The organism is Micromonospora sp. NBRC 110037 (assembly GCF_001652995.1).
Taxonomy (GTDB): Bacteria; Actinomycetota; Actinomycetes; order Mycobacteriales; family Micromonosporaceae; genus Micromonospora; species Micromonospora chalcea.
In genome coordinates this window covers 1-15719 of sequence record NZ_BBVA01000011.1, presented here as the reverse complement: position 1 = coordinate 15719, position 15719 = coordinate 1, and the positions used below count along the sequence as shown (strand labels likewise).

14 protein-coding genes and 1 rRNA gene are annotated in these 15719 nt (G+C 72.5%); 6 read left to right on the top strand and 9 right to left on the bottom strand.

What is annotated here, in order from left to right:
- Positions 1-4: 4 nt before the first annotated feature.
- Entirely contained in the window at positions 5-475 is a 471-nt protein-coding gene (locus A4R25_RS26670) for a cyclic nucleotide-binding domain-containing protein (RefSeq protein WP_043324912.1), read from the top strand.
- Between the two features lie 12 nt (positions 476-487).
- On the opposite strand, the gene pflA is transcribed toward A4R25_RS26670, so the two are convergent.
- The 5 genes from pflA to ppdK form a co-directional block, all read right to left on the bottom strand.
- Entirely contained in the window at positions 488-1273 is a 786-nt protein-coding gene (gene pflA / locus A4R25_RS26665) for a pyruvate formate-lyase-activating protein (protein ID WP_051611069.1), read from the bottom strand.
- Positions 1270-3513, bottom strand: a complete 2244-nt coding sequence (gene pflB / locus A4R25_RS26660; protein WP_064448486.1) for a formate C-acetyltransferase — start codon at positions 3511-3513, stop codon at positions 1270-1272. Before pflB ends, pflA begins: the two co-directional genes overlap by 4 nt.
- A gap of 63 nt (positions 3514-3576) precedes the next feature.
- Entirely contained in the window at positions 3577-4587 is a 1011-nt protein-coding gene (adhP, locus tag A4R25_RS26655; RefSeq protein ID WP_064448485.1) for an alcohol dehydrogenase AdhP, read from the bottom strand.
- Positions 4588-4757: 170 nt separating this feature from the next.
- On the bottom strand, positions 4758-5213 hold the full coding sequence (locus A4R25_RS26650; RefSeq protein WP_064448484.1) for a hypothetical protein: 456 nt from the start codon (positions 5211-5213) through the stop codon (positions 4758-4760).
- Between the two features lie 12 nt (positions 5214-5225).
- Positions 5226-7886 (bottom strand): pyruvate, phosphate dikinase, encoded by a 2661-nt coding sequence (ppdK, locus tag A4R25_RS26645; RefSeq protein WP_064448483.1) that lies wholly within the window; start codon positions 7884-7886, stop codon positions 5226-5228.
- Between the two features lie 133 nt (positions 7887-8019).
- On the opposite strand from ppdK, the gene A4R25_RS26640 reads away from it, so the two are divergent.
- The 3 genes from A4R25_RS26640 (at position 8020) to A4R25_RS26630 (ending at position 10659) form a co-directional block, all read left to right on the top strand.
- Complete coding sequence (locus A4R25_RS26640; RefSeq protein WP_113973125.1) at positions 8020-8523, top strand: GNAT family N-acetyltransferase; 504 nt, start codon at positions 8020-8022, stop codon at positions 8521-8523.
- A gap of 9 nt (positions 8524-8532) precedes the next feature.
- Positions 8533-9159, top strand: a complete 627-nt coding sequence (locus A4R25_RS26635) for a hypothetical protein (RefSeq protein ID WP_043324908.1) — start codon at positions 8533-8535, stop codon at positions 9157-9159.
- Between the two features lie 144 nt (positions 9160-9303).
- Positions 9304-10659 (top strand): hemolysin family protein, encoded by a 1356-nt coding sequence (locus A4R25_RS26630; protein ID WP_043324907.1) that lies wholly within the window; start codon positions 9304-9306, stop codon positions 10657-10659.
- 25 nt (positions 10660-10684) lie between these two features.
- Here the strand turns inward: A4R25_RS26630 and A4R25_RS26625 are convergent, their stop codons facing one another.
- The 4 genes from A4R25_RS26625 to A4R25_RS26610 all read right to left on the bottom strand — a co-directional run bounded on the left by A4R25_RS26625 (position 10685) and on the right by A4R25_RS26610 (position 13053).
- A complete protein-coding gene (locus A4R25_RS26625; RefSeq protein ID WP_064448481.1) occupies positions 10685-11002 on the bottom strand; it encodes a hypothetical protein in 318 nt (105 codons plus the stop codon).
- Positions 10989-11369 carry a hypothetical protein gene (locus A4R25_RS26620; RefSeq protein WP_043324905.1) on the bottom strand — a complete coding sequence of 127 codons (381 nt, stop codon included), beginning with the start codon at positions 11367-11369 and terminating at the stop codon, positions 10989-10991. Before A4R25_RS26620 ends, A4R25_RS26625 begins: the two co-directional genes overlap by 14 nt.
- Positions 11366-12592: an NRAMP family divalent metal transporter gene (locus tag A4R25_RS26615; RefSeq protein WP_043324904.1), complete on the bottom strand. Its 1227-nt coding sequence runs from the start codon at positions 12590-12592 to the stop codon at positions 11366-11368. Before A4R25_RS26615 ends, A4R25_RS26620 begins: the two co-directional genes overlap by 4 nt.
- Positions 12593-12663: 71 nt before the next feature.
- Positions 12664-13053, bottom strand: coding sequence for a PaaI family thioesterase (locus A4R25_RS26610; RefSeq protein ID WP_043324903.1), 390 nt, complete (start codon positions 13051-13053; stop codon positions 12664-12666).
- A 101-nt stretch (positions 13054-13154) separates the two neighbouring features.
- Between A4R25_RS26610 and tyrS the strand changes: the two genes are divergently transcribed.
- Together tyrS and A4R25_RS26600 are read left to right on the top strand one after the other, a co-directional pair.
- Complete coding sequence (gene tyrS, locus A4R25_RS26605; RefSeq protein ID WP_064448544.1) at positions 13155-14438, top strand: tyrosine--tRNA ligase; 1284 nt, start codon at positions 13155-13157, stop codon at positions 14436-14438.
- Positions 14439-15051: 613 nt separating this feature from the next.
- Positions 15052-15719, top strand: a 16S ribosomal RNA gene (locus A4R25_RS26600); the annotation flags it as partial.

Genomic DNA, 15719 nt, shown 5'->3' with positions numbered 1-15719 from the left:
CGCGATGACCCCGCTGGAGATGCTCCGCGTCCACCCCTTCCTGGCCGGGCTGCCCGACGAGTGGCTGCCCCGGCTCACCGGGTACGCCCGCCCGGTGGTCTGGCACCCCGGGCACCGGCTGTTCCGCGCCGGCGCGCCGGCCGACCGGTTCTGGCTCGTCCGCGGCGGCCAGGTGGCACTCGACTTCCCGGTGCCGGGCCGCGGCGACGTGGGCATCGAGACGATCGGGCCGGGCGGCGTGCTCGGCTGGTCCTGGCTGTTCCCGCCGTACCGCTGGCAGTTCGGCGCGGTCGCCACCCAGCGCAGCACCGCCGTCGAACTCGACGCCGACGGGGTACGCCGGCTGATGGAGTCCGACGACACGCTCGGCCGCCAGCTCACCAGCCGGTTCATGAGCGTGGTGGTGGACCGCCTCCAGGCGTCCCGGGTCCGGCTGCTGGACCTCTACGGCTACCCGACGGCCGCAGCCAGCTGAACCGGCGCGCGGTCAGGTGACGGTGAGACCGCGGGCGGCGAACTGACCGCGTACCCGGGTCAGCAGGTCGGCATCAGGCGGCTCGGTGTCCGCCAGCGGGAAGGTCAGCCCCAGCTCGGCGTACTTGTGCGCACCGAGCCGGTGGAACGGCAGCACCTCCACGCGCTGCAGCGTGGCCAGCCCGGCCGCGATGTCGGCCACCCGCTCCACCTCGTCGACCGCGTCGGTCAGGCCGGGCACCAGCACGTACCGGATCCACATCGGCGTACCCCGGTCGGCCAGCCGTTGCGCGAACCGCAACGTCGGCGCGAGCCGGCCGGTGCCGGTGACCCGGCGGTACGTCTGCGGGTTGCCCGCCTTCACGTCGAGCAGCACCAGGTCGGTGGCGTCCAGAAGCGTGTCGTCGGCGCGGACGCCGAGGAAGCCGGAGGTGTCCAGCGCGGTGTGCAGGCCCAGGTCGACGTGACAGCGCCGCAGCAGCTCCCGGGTGAACGCCGGTTGCAGCAGCGGCTCCCCGCCGCTCACAGTGACGCCGCCCCCGGCCACCTGGATGAACCGGCGGTACCGGCCGGCGAGCGCGACCATCTCGTCCACGCTGCGGCGGCGGCCGCTGCGGCCGTACCAGGTGTCCGGGCTGTGGCAGTAGCGGCAGCGCAGCGGGCAACCGGCCAGGAAGACCACGAACCGGGTGCCCGGGCCGTCCACCCCGACCGAGGTGTCCCAGGAGTGCACAGCGCCGGTGACGCACCCCGGCGCCGCCGCAGTCACCTGCGGCGGCGCGGGCGGGCGGCCGTTCACAGCGACCCGTGGAAGGTCCGCGACACCACGTCGCGCTGCTGCTCCGGCGTGAGCCGCACGAAGTTCACCGCGTACCCGGAGACCCGGACGGTGAGCTGCGGGTACCGCTCCGGGTGCGCCATCGCGTCCAGCAGCGTGGCCCGGTCCAGCACGTTGACGTTGAGGTGGAACCCGCCGGCGTCGGCGTAGCCGTCGAGCACCCCGGCCAGGTTCGCGATCCGCTCGTCGCGGGTGTGGCCCAGGCCGTCCGGCGTGACGGTGCCGGTCAGCGAGATGCCGTCGCGGGCCGCGTCGTACGGCAGCTTCGCCACCGACAGCGCGGACGCGACCAGGCCGTGCGTGTCCCGCCCGTTCATCGGGTTCGCCCCCGGCGCGAACGGCTCACCGGCGCGCCGCCCGTCCGGCGTGTTGCCGGTGTGCTTGCCGTACACCACGTTCGAGGTGATGGTGAGCACCGACATGGTCAGCTCCGCGTCGCGGTACGTGCGCTGCCGGCGCAGCTTCTCCGCGAACGTCTCGACCAGCCACACCGCGATCTCGTCGGCCCGGTCGTCGTCGTTGCCGTACGTCGGGAACTCGCCCTCGACCGCGTAGTCGACCGCCAGCCCGGACTCGTCGCGCAGCACCTTGACCCGGCCGTACCGGATGGCCGACAGGCTGTCCACGGCGACCGACAGGCCGGCGATGCCGGTGGCCATGAAGCGGCGCACCGGGTGGTCGTGCAGCGCCATCTCCAGCCGCTCGTAGGCGTACCTGTCGTGCTGGTGGTGGATCACGTTCAGCGCGTCCACGTACGTCTGCGCCAGCCAGTCCAGCGTGCGGTCGTACGCGGCCAGCACCTCGTCGTAGTCGAGCGTCTCGCCGCCGACCGGCGCGGCCGGCGGGGCGACCTGCGCGCCGGACAGCTCGTCGCGGCCGCCGTTGATCGCGTACAGCAGCGCCTTCGCCAGGTTCGCCCGGGCGCCGAAGAACTGCATGTCCCGGCCGACCCGCATGGCCGACACGCAGCAGGCGATCGCGGTGTCGTCGTCGTACGCCGGGCGGATCAGCTCGTCGTTCTCGTACTGGATGGCGCTGGTGTCCAGCGACACCTGGGCGCAGAACCGCTTGAACCCCTCGGGCAGCCGCGGCGACCAGAGCACCGTCAGGTTCGGCTCCGGCGCCGGGCCGAGGTTGTACAGCGTCTGCAGGTAGCGGAACGTGGTGCGGGTGACCAGCGGCCGGCCGTCCGCGCCCATCCCGCCGAGCGACTCGGTGACCCAGGTCGGGTCGCCGGAGAAGAGCTGGTCGTACTCGGGGGTGCGCAGGAAGCGGATGATCCGCAGCTTGATCACGAAGTCGTCGATCAGCTCCTGCGCGCCGCTCTCGTCCAGCCGCCCCTCGGCGATGTCCCGCCGCAGGTAGGCGTCGAGGAACCCGGCGGTGCGGCCGAGCGACATGGCGGCGCCGTTCTGCTCCTTCGTGGCGGCCAGGTAGGCGAAGTAGAGCCACTGGATCGCCTGCGCGCCGGTGACGGCCGGGCGGGAGATGTCGAAGCCGTACGAGGCGGCCATCTCCTTCAGCTCGCCGAGCGCGCGGATCTGCTCGGCCAGTTCCTCCCGGTCGCGGATCACGTCGTCGGTGCTGCGCCGGTCGTCCAGCGCCGCCTTGAGCGCGCGGCGTTCCTCGATCAGCCGGTCCACGCCGTACAGCGCCACCCGGCGGTAGTCGCCGATGATCCGTCCGCGTCCGTACGCGTCGGGCAGGCCGGTGATGATGTGCGAGCGCCGGGCCGCGAGCACGGTCTCCGGGTACGCGTCGAACACCGCGTCGTTGTGCGTGCGGCGGTACCGGGTGAAGATCTCGTGCACGCGCGGGTCCGGCTCACGCCCGTACGCGCGCAGCGCCGTCTCCACCATCCGCAGCCCGCCGGCCGGCATGATCGCCCGCCGCAGCGGCGCGTCGGTCTGCAACCCGACGATCAGCTCCCGCTCCCGGTCGATGTACCCGGGCGCGTGCGAGGTGATCGTCGACGGGGTGGCCGCGTCGACGTCGTACACGCCGCGGCGCCGCTCCTCCGGGAACATGTCCCGCAGCCGGTCCCACACCGCGAGCGTGCGCGGCGTCGGCCCGGTCAGGAACGAGGCGTCCCCGGTGTACGGCTCGTGGTTGTGGCGGACGAAGTCGGCCACGTCGACTGTCTCCTGCCACGCGCCGGCGTGGAATCCGCGCCAGGGGGCCAGGGGTTCGGTGGCGGTCATGTCGGTCCCTCTCCGGGCGTCGGTGTCCCCGGTCCCCGCGGGTGCGGGGACCGGGGGCGGGGGTCAGGGCTGGAGCACGAGCCGGGCGGCGACCCGGCCGGCGAGGACGTCGTCCACCGCGTCGTTGATGTCGTCCAGCTTGCGGGTCTCGTAGACGACCCGGGTGCGGCCGGCGGCGTGCAGCGCGAAGACCTCGGCCAGGTCGGCGCGGGTGCCGACGATCGAGCCGAGCACCGTGATGCCCTTGAGCACCGTCTCGAAGACGGGCAGGGTGATCGCGTTGTCGGCGGGCAGCGACACCAGCACCAGACGGCCGCCACGGCGCAGCGAGCGGTGCGCCTGCTCGATCACCCGGGGGCTGGCGGCCAGCACGATCGCCACGTCCACGCCGCCCAGCGCGGTGATCCGCTCGACCGGGTCGGTGGTGGCGGCGTCGACAGTGTGCGCGGCGCCCAGCGAGGTGGCCAGCTCCAGCTTCTCGGCGGTCACGTCCACCGCGACCGTCTCGGCGCCGAAGATCTGCGCGTACTGCTGGGCGAGGTGACCCAGACCGCCGATGCCGAAGATCGCGACCCGCTCGCCCGGCCGTACCCCGGCGACCTTGACGGCCTTGTACGTGGTGACGCCCGCGCAGGTCAGCGGCGCGGCCTCGAACGGGTCCACGCCGTCGGGCACGCGGACCGCGTAGCGGGCCGAGGCCACCGCGTACTCGGCGTGCGCGCCGTCGATGCTGTAACCGGTGTTGCGCTGCGACTCGCACAGCGTCTCCCAGCCGGTCACGCAGTACGCGCAGGTGCCGCAGGCCCAGCCGAGCCAGGGCAGCGCGACCCGGTCGCCGACGGCGTGCTCGGTGACGCCGGGGCCGACCTGCTCGACCAGGCCGACGCCCTCGTGACCGGGTACGAACGGCGGGGTGGGCTTCACCGGCCACTCGCCGCGGGCGGCGTGGATGTCGGTGTGGCAGAGTCCGCTGGCTTCGACGCGGACCAGGATCTCGCCCGGGCCGACCTCCGGCACGGGACGCTCGGTGATCTCCATCGGACGGTCGAACGCGGTGACGACACTGGCGCGCATCGGGGGCCTCCCTCGGTCTCGTTCTCACCCTCAGCGTCGTCGGTCCGGGCGCCGCCGGGCAGGGGCGCAGGACCGCCGTGACCCGGGACCAACGGCCCCTCCGCCGAGAGCCGACGGGAGAACGGCGGTACGGCCGCCGGTGACGTACCGGCGGCCGTACCCCTGGGTGCTCAGCTGTCGACGACGAGGCGGCGGGCCCGCAGCACGCGCGCCCACCATGGCCGGTCGTCCGGGCGCAGCCGGGGCGCCGGCAGGCCGCGCAGGCTGACCCAGCCGCCCGGCCCCATGGTGACGGTGCCGACCGACGGCGGACGGCGCCGCGACCACACCGCCACGGCGGCGGTGAGCGCGGCCACCGCGAACGCGCCGGTGGCCGCGGCGACGAGCTGGTCCGGTTCGACCACGCGCCGGTAGCGGACCCGGCCACCGGCCGCGACGAACACGCCGACCGGACGGCCGTCGCGGTTCACCGGCACCAGCGCGGCGTCCCCGGGCAGCTCCAGCACCGGGCCGACCGGCCCGGCCGGGGTGGGGGTGGGCGTCGCGGGCGGAGGCGCGGCCTGCGGTGGCGCCGGCCGGGGGACCGGCGCGACCGCCGGACCGGTCGGGTTGAAGATGGCGGTCATGACGCTGCCCTCCTAGCGGGAGTCGGACTTCTCGGTACGGGCCTCGACGGCGGCCCGGCCGGCGGCCAGCCGCGCCACCGGCACCCGGTACGGCGAGCAGGAGACGTAGTCGAGCCCGGCCGCGGCGAAGAACCCGATCGAGTCCGGGTCGCCGCCGTGCTCGCCGCACACCCCGACGGTCAGGTCCGGCCGGGCCGCCCGCCCCTCGGCGACGGCGAGGCGGACCAGCCGCCCCACGCCGGTGGCGTCGATGCTCTCGAACGGCGACACCGGGAAGATCCCCCGTTCCAGGTACGTGGAGAAGAACGCCCCCTCCACGTCGTCCCGGGAGAACGCCCAGGTCATCTGCGTCAGGTCGTTGGTGCCGAAGGAGAAGAAGCGCGCCTCGGCGGCGATGTCCCCGGCGGTCAGCGCCGCCCGGGGCGTCTCGATCATGGTGCCGATCGGGATCTCCGGCGCGTCAGGCACCCCGGCCAGGACCCGCCGTGCCTCGTCCGCCACCGCGGCGAGTTCCCGCACGTCACCGACCAGCGGCACCATGATCTCCGGGCGCGGGTCACCGCCGGCCCGGACCCGCTGCGCGGCCGCCTCGGCCAGCGCCCGCACCTGCATCGCGAACAGACCCGGCACCACCAGCCCGAGCCGCACGCCGCGCAGCCCCAGCATCGGGTTCGTCTCGTGCATCCGCCGTACCGCCGCCAGCAGCACGCCGTCGTGGCCCGGTTCCTCGCCGCGCGCCTGCGCGCCCGCCACCCGGGCGGTCAGCTCGGCGAGCGGAGGCAGGAACTCGTGCAGCGGCGGGTCGAGCAGCCGCACCGTGACCGGAAGCCCGTCCATCGCGGTGAGCAGCCCGACGAAGTCGGCCCGCTGCAACGGCAGCAGCGCGTCCAGCGCCGCGCCGACCTCGGCCGGACCGTCGGCCAGGATCAGCCGCTCGACCAGTTCCCGGCGCTCGCCGAGGAACATGTGCTCGGTGCGGCACAGACCGATCCCTTTGGCGCCCAGCTCACGGGCCCGGCGCGCGTCGTCCGGGGTGTCGGCGTTGGCGTGGACGCCGAGCGTGCGTACCGCGTCGGCGTGCCCGAGCAGCCGGTGCACGGCGGCGACCAGCGGGTCGGCCTCCGGCCGCAGCTCACCGGTCAGGTACCGGGCCACCGGGGACGGCTGCACCGGCACCTCGCCGCGCCAGATCCGCCCGCTGGTGCCGTCGATCGAGATCACCTCGCCGGCGCGCACCACCTGCTCGCCCACCGTGAACTCGCCGCGCTCCACGTCGATGGTCAGCGCCTCGGCCCCGCAGACGCAGGTCCGGCCCATGCCGCGGGCCACCACGGCGGCGTGCGACGTCTTCCCACCGCGCGAGGTGAGCACCCCGACCGCGGCGATCATGCCGGGCAGGTCGTCCGGGTTGGTCTCCGGCCGGACCAGGATCACCGGCCCGGTGGACGCCGCCGCGGCGGCCGAGTCGAAGACCACCCGCCCGACCGCGGCGCCGGGGGAGGCGCCGACGCCGACGGCGAGCGGCTCGGGCGCGCCGGCGACGTCGAAGGCCGGGAACATCAGCTGGGCGAGCTGCGCGCCGGTGACCCGGGTGAGCGCCTCGTCGGCCGTGATCAGCCCTTCCTCGGCCAGCTGCGCGGCGATCACGAACGCCGCCGCCGCGGTGCGCTTGCCGACCCGGGTCTGGAGCATCCACAGCTTCCCGCGTTCGATGGTGAACTCGACGTCGCACAGGTCGCGGTAGTGCCGCTCCAGCGTCGCCATGATCTCCCGCAGCCGGTGGAAGCTCACCGGGTCGAGGTTCGCCAGCTCGGTCAGCGGCACCGTGTTGCGGATGCCCGCCACCACGTCCTCGCCCTGCGCGTCGCTCAGGTAGTCGCCGTACACGCCGGGTGCGCCGGTGGCCGGGTCGCGGGTGAACGCCACCCCGGTGCCGGAGTCCGGGCCGAGGTTGCCGAACACCATCGCCATCACGTTGACGGCGGTGCCCAGGTCGTCCGGGATGCGCTCCTGCCGCCGGTAGATCCGGGCCCGCTCCGAGTGCCAGGACTCGAACACCGCGCGCACGGCCAGGAACAGCTGCTCGTGCGGGGCCTGCGGGAAGTCGTGCCCGACGTGCCGGGCGAAGATCTTCTTGTACGTGTCGACCAGGTCGCGCAGCTGCCCGGCGCCCGGCCCACCCGGACCGGCGGTGGCCCGCAGCGCGGCCAGCTCGTGCTCGAACTCGTCGCCCGGAATGCCGTGCACGGTGCGGCCGAACATCTGGATCAGCCGCCGGTACGAGTCCCACGCGAACCGCTCGTCGCCGGTGCGGGCGGCCAGCCCCGCCACGGTGGTGTCGTTGAGCCCGATGTCGAGGATCGTCTCCATCATCCCCGGCATCGAGTACCGCCCGCCGGAGCGCACCGCCAGCAGCAGCGGGTCATGCGGGTCACCCAGCCACCGGTCCAGCCGCGCCTCCACCTCCCGCAGGTGCGCGTTTATCTCCTCGTACAGCCCGGCCGGCGGCGCCCCGGTGGCCAGGTACGCCCGGCACGCGTCGGTGGTGACGGTGAACCCGGGCGGCACCGGCAACCCGAGCCGGGTCATCTCGGCGAGGTTGGCGCCCTTGCCGCCGAGCAGGTCGGCCTGGCTGCGGTCACCCTCGATGAAGTCGTAGACGTACTTCGACATGGTCCGGCCTCCTCGACTGCGTCGTTGCACCTCCTTGGTAACCGGGCCGGCCGGCCGTGCGGCAGGGCCGGACGGGACACACACCGGGCCGGAGGTCCCGACCGTGTCGGAGGGGGCCCGTATCGTTCCGGCCGTGACGAACGAGGTGCTGCTCCGCCCGGTGCGCGACGACGACCTGCCCGCCTTCTTCGCCCACGAGCAGGACCCGCAGGCGAACTGGATGGCCGCGTTCGGCCCGAAGGATCCGTCCGACCGGGCCGCGTTCGAGGCGCACTGGGCGCGCATCCGCGCCGACGCGCGCATCGTGAACCGCGCGGTCACCGTCGACGGCCGGCTGGTCGGGCGGGTGGCGGCGTTCCCGGTCGGCGAGCAGACCGAGGTCAGCTACTGGATCGACGCGGCGTACTGGGGGCGCGGCCACGCCACCGCGGCGCTGCGCGCGCTGCTGCGCGAGGTGCCGCACCGGCCGCTGCACGCCCGCGCCGCGAAGGACAACGCCGCCTCGCTGGCGGTGCTGCGCAAGTGCGGCTTCGTCGTGGTCGGTGAGGACTCCGGGTACGCCCCGGCGCGCGGCGCCGAGGTCGAGGAGTACGTGCTGGAGCTGCCCGCCGAGGGGCCTGACCAGGCAGACCGCTAGTCTCCCCGGGTGAACTGGCTGGAACTCGTCGGCTGGGCCGGCTCCGCGCTGCTGGTCTGGTCCCTGCTGCAGACCCGGATCCTGCGGCTGCGCGCGCTCAACCTGGTCGGCTGCCTCATCCTGATCGGCTACAACACCGCCGTGCAGGTCTGGCCGATGGTGGGGCTGAACGTGGTGCTCGCCGTGATCAACGTCTGGTACCTGCGCAAGCTGCTGGCCACCCGGCACGACGAGCAGACCTACCAGGTGGTCGAGGTGGGCACCGGCGACGCCTTCCTGGCGCACACGCTGCGGGTGCACGCCGCCGACATCGCCCGCTTCAACCCCGGCTTCCGCTGGGACGCCGACGCCGACGACCGCTCGGCGTTCCTGGTGGTACGCGCCGACGAGGTGGTCGGCGTGATGCTCTCGCACGCCGAACCGGGCGGCGTGGCCCAGATCGACCTGGACTACGTGACCCCGCCGTTCCGGGACTTCACCCCGGGCGAGTTCGTCTACCGGCGCAGCCGGCTGTTCACCGACCGGGGCTTCCGCCGCGTGGTCAGCCCGCCCGGCATGGTCGCCCCCTACTACCACCGGCTCGGATTCCGGCCCGAGGGCGGCGCGTACGTGCTCGACCTGCCCGTACCGGCCTGAACCCCGCCCCCGGCGGGTGACACCGGGGCCGGTCATGATTCAGCGGCGGGCCCGCGGGGCACAGAGGGGCCACGCCGACCGGATCTGCCGGCCGGCGGGTCGGCCGTCGGCCGGCCCGGATCGGGTCGAGGGAGATAACCGGTCGTGCAGAGCTACTGGAGCCAGCTGGCCCTGGTCGGTGTGCTGGTGATCCTCAACGCGGCGTTCGCCGGCAGCGAGATGGCCCTGGTGTCCCTGCGGGACAGCCAGGTGCAGCGGCTGGAGCGCAGCGGCCGGGGCGGACGGACACTGGCCCGCCTGGCAAAGGATCCGAACCGGTTCCTGGCCACGATCCAGATCGGCATCACGCTCGCCGGGTTCCTCGCGTCCGCCGCCGCCGCGGTCTCGCTGGCCCGGCCGCTGGTGCCGCTGCTCAGCGTGTTCGGCAACGCCGCCGAGACCGTCGCCATCGTCGCGGTAACGCTGGTGCTCACGTTCGTCACGCTGGTCTTCGGCGAGCTGGCCCCGAAGCGGATCGCGATGCAGTCGGCCGAGCGGTGGGCGCTGCTGGTGGCCCGCCCGCTGGACCTGCTCTCCAGCATCACCCGGCCCGCCGTCTGGCTGCTGGGCGCCACCACCGACCTGGTGGTACGCCTGTTCGGCCTGGACCCGAAGGCCGAGCCGGACGAGATCGGCCCGGACGAGCTGCGCGACATCGTGGCCGGCAACCACGGCTTCACCAAGGAACAGCGCACGATCATCGCCGGTGCGGTGGAGATCGCGGACCGGCAGTTGCGGGCTGTGCTCGTACCCCGGTTGCAGGTCTTCACGCTCGACAGCGGCACCACCGCCGAGGCCGCGCGGCTGGTCCTGGCGGCGACCGGCCACTCCCGGGCGCCGGTGGTCCGCCACGGCGGCCTGGACGACGCGGTCGGCGTCATCCACCTGCGTGACCTGGTCGGCGTCTCCGACGACCGGCCGGTCGACGAGATCGCCCGCCCGCCCATGCTGCTGCCCGACTCGCTGCCGGTGGTCGACGCGCTGCGCCAGTTCAAGGCCGAACGCCAGCACATCGCGCTCGTGGTCGACGAGCGCGGCGCGGTCGACGGGATCGTCACGCTGGAGGACATCCTCGAGGAGATCGTCGGCGAGATCTACGACGAGACCGACCGCGACCTGCGTTCCGTGCGCACCGAGCCGGACGGCACGCTGGTGCTGCCCGGCACGTTCCCGGTGCACGACCTGACCGACCTGGGCGTGGAGCTGCCGAACCGGCCGGCGGGCGACTACACCACCGTCGCCGGGCTGGTGCTGATCTGCCTCGGGCACATTCCGACGGTGGCGGGGGAGCAGGTCACCGTCGACGGCTGGGAGCTGGCGGTGGCCGACGTCGACCAGCGGGCCATCACCGAGGTGCGGGTCCGCCGGCGCGGCCGCGGCGACGACTCCCCGGACGACGACGCCGCGGACGACGCCGGCGAGCCGGCCGACGCCCCGGAACTCGACGAAGCGCGCCGCTGACGGACGGCGTCCGGCAACTCGGGCCTCAGCGGCGTCCGGTCGGCGGGCCGAACGGGAAGCCGGGCACCGGCGGAAGCAGCTGCACCGCGTCGGCGGGCAGCTGACGGGTGCTCCGCCCGACCAGCCGGGCCACCATCCGCAGCAGCCACGGCCCGGACGGGTGCAGCTCCGGGCCGATCAGGCGGCTGATCACCCGGGTCCACCAGTGCCCGGCGACGATCACGTCGGTGATCCGCAGCCGGTCCGGCGGCCACCCGCCGCGCACCACCACGTCCACCACCCGGCCCAGCCGCCGCCCGTGCAGGTCGTAGGCGGTACGGCCGAGCAGCTCACCCGCTCGCACGGCCGGACCCGGGAATGTGCTCGATCAGGTGCCGGCGCAGCCACGCCTCCACCGGCGACGGCGGCAGGTCCGCCGCCCGGCAGCGCAGCCGCACCGCGCTGTCCACGTGGGCGACCTGCGACAGCGGTACGCGCAACGGCGGCACCGGCGGGTCGTCGGTGAACCGGTCCGCCACCGCCACCAGCAGCCGACCGACCCGCCCGCCGATCCGCTCCCCGAGCGCGCCCTGCCCGGTGAGCAGGCTGTCCACGTACGGGAAACCCTCGTCGTCGACGGCGAACGCGATGTCGTCGACCCGCCCGACCAGCCGCCCGTCCACGTCGACGATCTGCCGGTCGAGCAGCCGCTTGGCCAGCTGAACCCTCATGGACCCATCCCCGTCATGATCGCCAGTGGGATCGCGGCCACCGACGCCGCGACGATGAGCAGCAGGAACACCGCGCCGAGCAGGTTCATCCAGCGCCCGTTGACCCGGTCGCCGAGGTACCCCCTGTCGTTCGCGACCACCAGGATCGGCAGGTACGTCAGCGGCAGCACCACAGCGCTCAGCACCAGCATGTACTCGGTCAGCCGCACCGGGTCCACGGTCGTCATCAGCATCACCACGCCGAGCAGCAGACCGACCAGCAGGACGCTGTGGAACCGGGCCGCCTCCCGGGGGCGGACACGCTTGCCCCACTGCCAGCCGAAGTACTGCGCCGCCGCGTACGCCGCCGACAGGCCCGTCTCCAGCGCCGCGCCGAACGTCACCGCGAAGAACGCCAGCACGGCGGTGGCCAGGCCGGCGCCACCGAGCGCCGTGGCCACCGGCCGCGCCACCTCGTCGAGCGTACTGAGCGACACCCCGGACGGGTGGTAGGCCACCGTCGCCACGGCCACCAGCGACAACGCCAGGAACCCACCCACCGGAAAGCCGATCAGCACGTTCGACCGGGCCCGCGCCAGGTCCGCCGCGCTCCAGCGCTCCTCGACGCCGCCGGAGGAGAAGAAGAACACCTCGTACGGGCTCACCGTCGAGGCGAACAGCGCCACCGCCACGAACCAGTACAGCGGCCAGCCGTGCCCGGCCGCGCTGATCTGCCACGCGCCCTGCCCGAGTTCCGGCCAGTCGGTCGGCAGCGCCACCAGCGCGACCGCGAACACCAGCAGCGCCAGCCCGGCGAGGCCGAAGATCCGCTCCATCAGCTCGAAGCGCAGCCGCCACAGCACCAGCCAGACGGCCAGCGCGGCGAGCGGCACCCAGAACAGGTGACTCACCCGGGTGGCCAGTTGCAGCGCCAGCGCCACCCCGCCCAGCTCCGCGGCGAGCGTGACCACCGTGACCAGCCACGACGCGACCAGGTTGAGCAGCGCCACCCGCGGCCCGAGCCGCTCCCGGACCAGGTCGAAGACCGCCCGCCCGCTCACCGCCGCGATCCGGCCGGCCATCTCCGCGTACGCGCAGATGCCGACCACGCCGGCCAGCAGCACCCAGGTGTGGGCCATGCCGAACAGGGCGCCGGCCTGACTGGCCGCCACCAGGTCACCGATGTCGACGAAGCCGCCGACGGCCGACAGCACGCCGAGCGTGGCGGCGAACAGCTTCCTCACGTCGGTTCGGGAGCGGACGATCTCACCGAGGCGACGATATCGGCGTCAGTGCCCGGTTTCGGGCGAATGCGTCAGGAGGCGGTCAGGTTTTGCAGGCGCACCTGGCCGCGGGCCACCAGCCGGCCGTCCGCGTCGGTGATCTCCACGAGCCAGAGCTGCTGGCTGCGGCCCCGGTGCACGGGCGTGCCGACGGCGGTCAGCTCGCCGTCGCGCACCGCGCGCAGGAAGTCGGTCTGGTTCGACACCCCGACCACGTTGCCCTTGTCGCCCAGCCAGAGCGCGCCGCCGATGCTGGCCGCCGTCTCGACCACCGAGCAGTAGACGCCACCGTGCTGGATCCCGTACGGCTGGTGCAGCTCCGGGCGCACCTTCCACCGGATCACCACCCGGTCCCCGCTGACCTCGTCGAACGTCAGGCCCAGCAGGGCCACGAAGCCACCGGTCAGGTTCGGCATGTCCACCGCGGTTCCTCCTCGCGTTCGACGGCGCCGCCAGCCTAGTCGGCCGCACCTCGGCAAACCCGGTACGGCCCGGGTCCGGTAATGGGGGAGAATCGGTGACCGTGACCGACAGCAACCTCCCGCAGGGGCGGGACTCCCTGACCGACGACCTGCTGTGGCGGGGCCTGATCCAGGACTCGACCGGCCTCGACGAGCTGCGCGACCTGCTCGGGGGCGGGCAGGCCACGTTCTATGTGGGCTTCGACCCGACCGCCCCGAGCCTGCACGTCGGCCACCTCATGCAGGTCCTCACCGCGCGCCGGCTCCAGCTCGCCGGGCACCGTCCGCTGCTGCTGGTCGGCGGCGCCACCGGCCAGATCGGTGACCCGAAGGAGAGCGCCGAGCGGACGCTCAATTCGCCCGAGGTGGTGGCCGGCTGGGTGGAACGCATCCGCGAGCAACTCTCGCCGTTCGTCACGTACACCGGGGAGAACGCGGCGCAACTGGTCAACAACCTGGACTGGACCGGCGAGATGTCTGTGGTGGAGTTCCTCCGCGACGTCGGCAAGCACTTCCCGGTGAACAAGATGCTCGCCCGCGAGGTCGTCAGGGCGCGCCTGGAGACGGGCATCAGCTTCACCGAGTTCAGCTACCAGCTGCTGCAGGCCAACGACTTCTTCGAGCTGCACCGCCGGCACGGCTGCCAGCTCCAGTACGGCGGCTCCGACCAGTGGGGCAACATCACCGCAGGGGTGGACTACGTTCGCCGGCGCGGCGCCGGGCCGGTGCAGGCGTTCACCACCCCGCTGGTGACGAAGTCCGACGGCACCAAGTTCGGCAAGAGCGAGTCCGGCGCGATCTGGCTCGACCCGCAGATGACCAGCCCGTACGCGTTCTACCAGTTCTGGGTCAACGCCGACGACCGGGACGTCAGCCGCTACCTGCGGTACTTCAGCTTCCGCTCCCGTGAGGAGCTGGAGGAGCTGGAGAAGGCGACCGCGGAACGCCCGCAGGCGCGCCTGGCCCAGCGGGCGCTCGCCGAGGAGCTGACCACGCTGGTGCACGGCGAGCGGGAGACGGCCCAGGCGGTCGCGGCGAGCCAGGCGCTGTTCGGGCGGGGCTCGCTCGACGAACTGGCCCCAGAGACGCTGCGCGCCGCGCTGACCGAGGCCGGCCTGGTGCGCCTCGACGCGCTGCCGGACGTCGCCGGCCTGCTCAAGGAGTCGGGCCTGGTGCCGAGCATGAAGGAGGCTCGCCGGGTGATCGCCGAGGGTGGCGCGTACGTCAACAACACCCGGATCTCCGAGGTCGACGCCACCGTGTCGGCGGACGACCTGCTGCACGGCCGGTACCTCGTGCTGCGCCGGGGCAAGCGCTCGTTCGCCGGTGTCGAGCTGCGCGGATAGTCCGTTGTCGACAATGTGACGCGGGACGCGCCCAGCGGATTTGACGATCACTCCGCTGGGCGCGTAACTTTCTCTCTGCCAGCGCGGAACGGACGAAACAGGGCGAAAGACCTGGAAGGCCGGAGCGCAGGACCTGAGAACCGGGTGGTGCCCCGGATTCGCCGGGAGGCGGATTTGGCGAGGCGGAACCGACCGGGTAAGGTTATCGGCCGGCAGGGAAACGGACGAGCCAGCGGGAAACCGCGGGCGGCCGGCCTGCCGAATTCCTCGGAACGACCGACGGAAGTCGGTTTAATCGGGGTGCCCGGTAAAAGGGTGATGCACGACAAACCGGTTGACACCGGTTTGACACGGCAGAAACCACCGGGTAACGTAGTAAAAGTGCCCGGCGCGAGAGCGGCGGGTGGTTGAACGAAATGCCCCGGCTGGGGGTTCTGCTTATGCGGGGCCTGGTGGTTGGTGTGTGGTTGTTCTTTGAGAACTCAACAGGGTGCTTGTAAAGCCAGTGCCAATTGTTTTATACCCCGGACTGGTGGCTGTTCTTTGGAATGGTTGCTGGTTGGGATTCCTTTGGCAACACTTTTGTTGCCAGGATGCTGTTCGACAAAGATTTTTGTTGGAGAGTTTGATCCTGGCTCAGGACGAACGCTGGCGGCGTGCTTAACACATGCAAGTCGAGCGGAAAGGCCCTTCGGGGTACTCGAGCGGCGAACGGGTGAGTAACACGTGAGCAACCTGCCCCAGGCTTTGGGATAACCCCGGGAAACCGGGGCTAATACCGGATATGACCTTGCACCGCATGGTGTTTGGTGGAAAGTTTTTCGGCTTGGGATGGGCTCGCGGCCTATCAGCTTGTTGGTGGGGTGATGGCCTACCAAGGCGACGACGGGTAGCCGGCCTGAGAGGGCGACCGGCCACACTGGGACTGAGACACGGCCCAGACTCCTACGGGAGGCAGCAGTGGGGAATATTGCACAATGGGCGGAAGCCTGATGCAGCGACGCCGCGTGAGGGATGACGGCCTTCGGGTTGTAAACCTCTTTCAGCAGGGACGAAGCGTAAGTGACGGTACCTGCAGAAGAAGCGCCGGCCAACTACGTGCCAGCAGCCGCGGTAAGACGTAGGGCGCGAGCGTTGTCCGGATTTATTGGGCGTAAAGAGCTCGTAGGCGGCTTGTCGCGTCGACCGTGAAAACCTGGGGCTCAACCCCAGGCCTGCGGTCGATACGGGCAGGCTAGAGTTCGGTAGGGGAGACTGGAATTCCTGGTGTAGCGGTGAAAT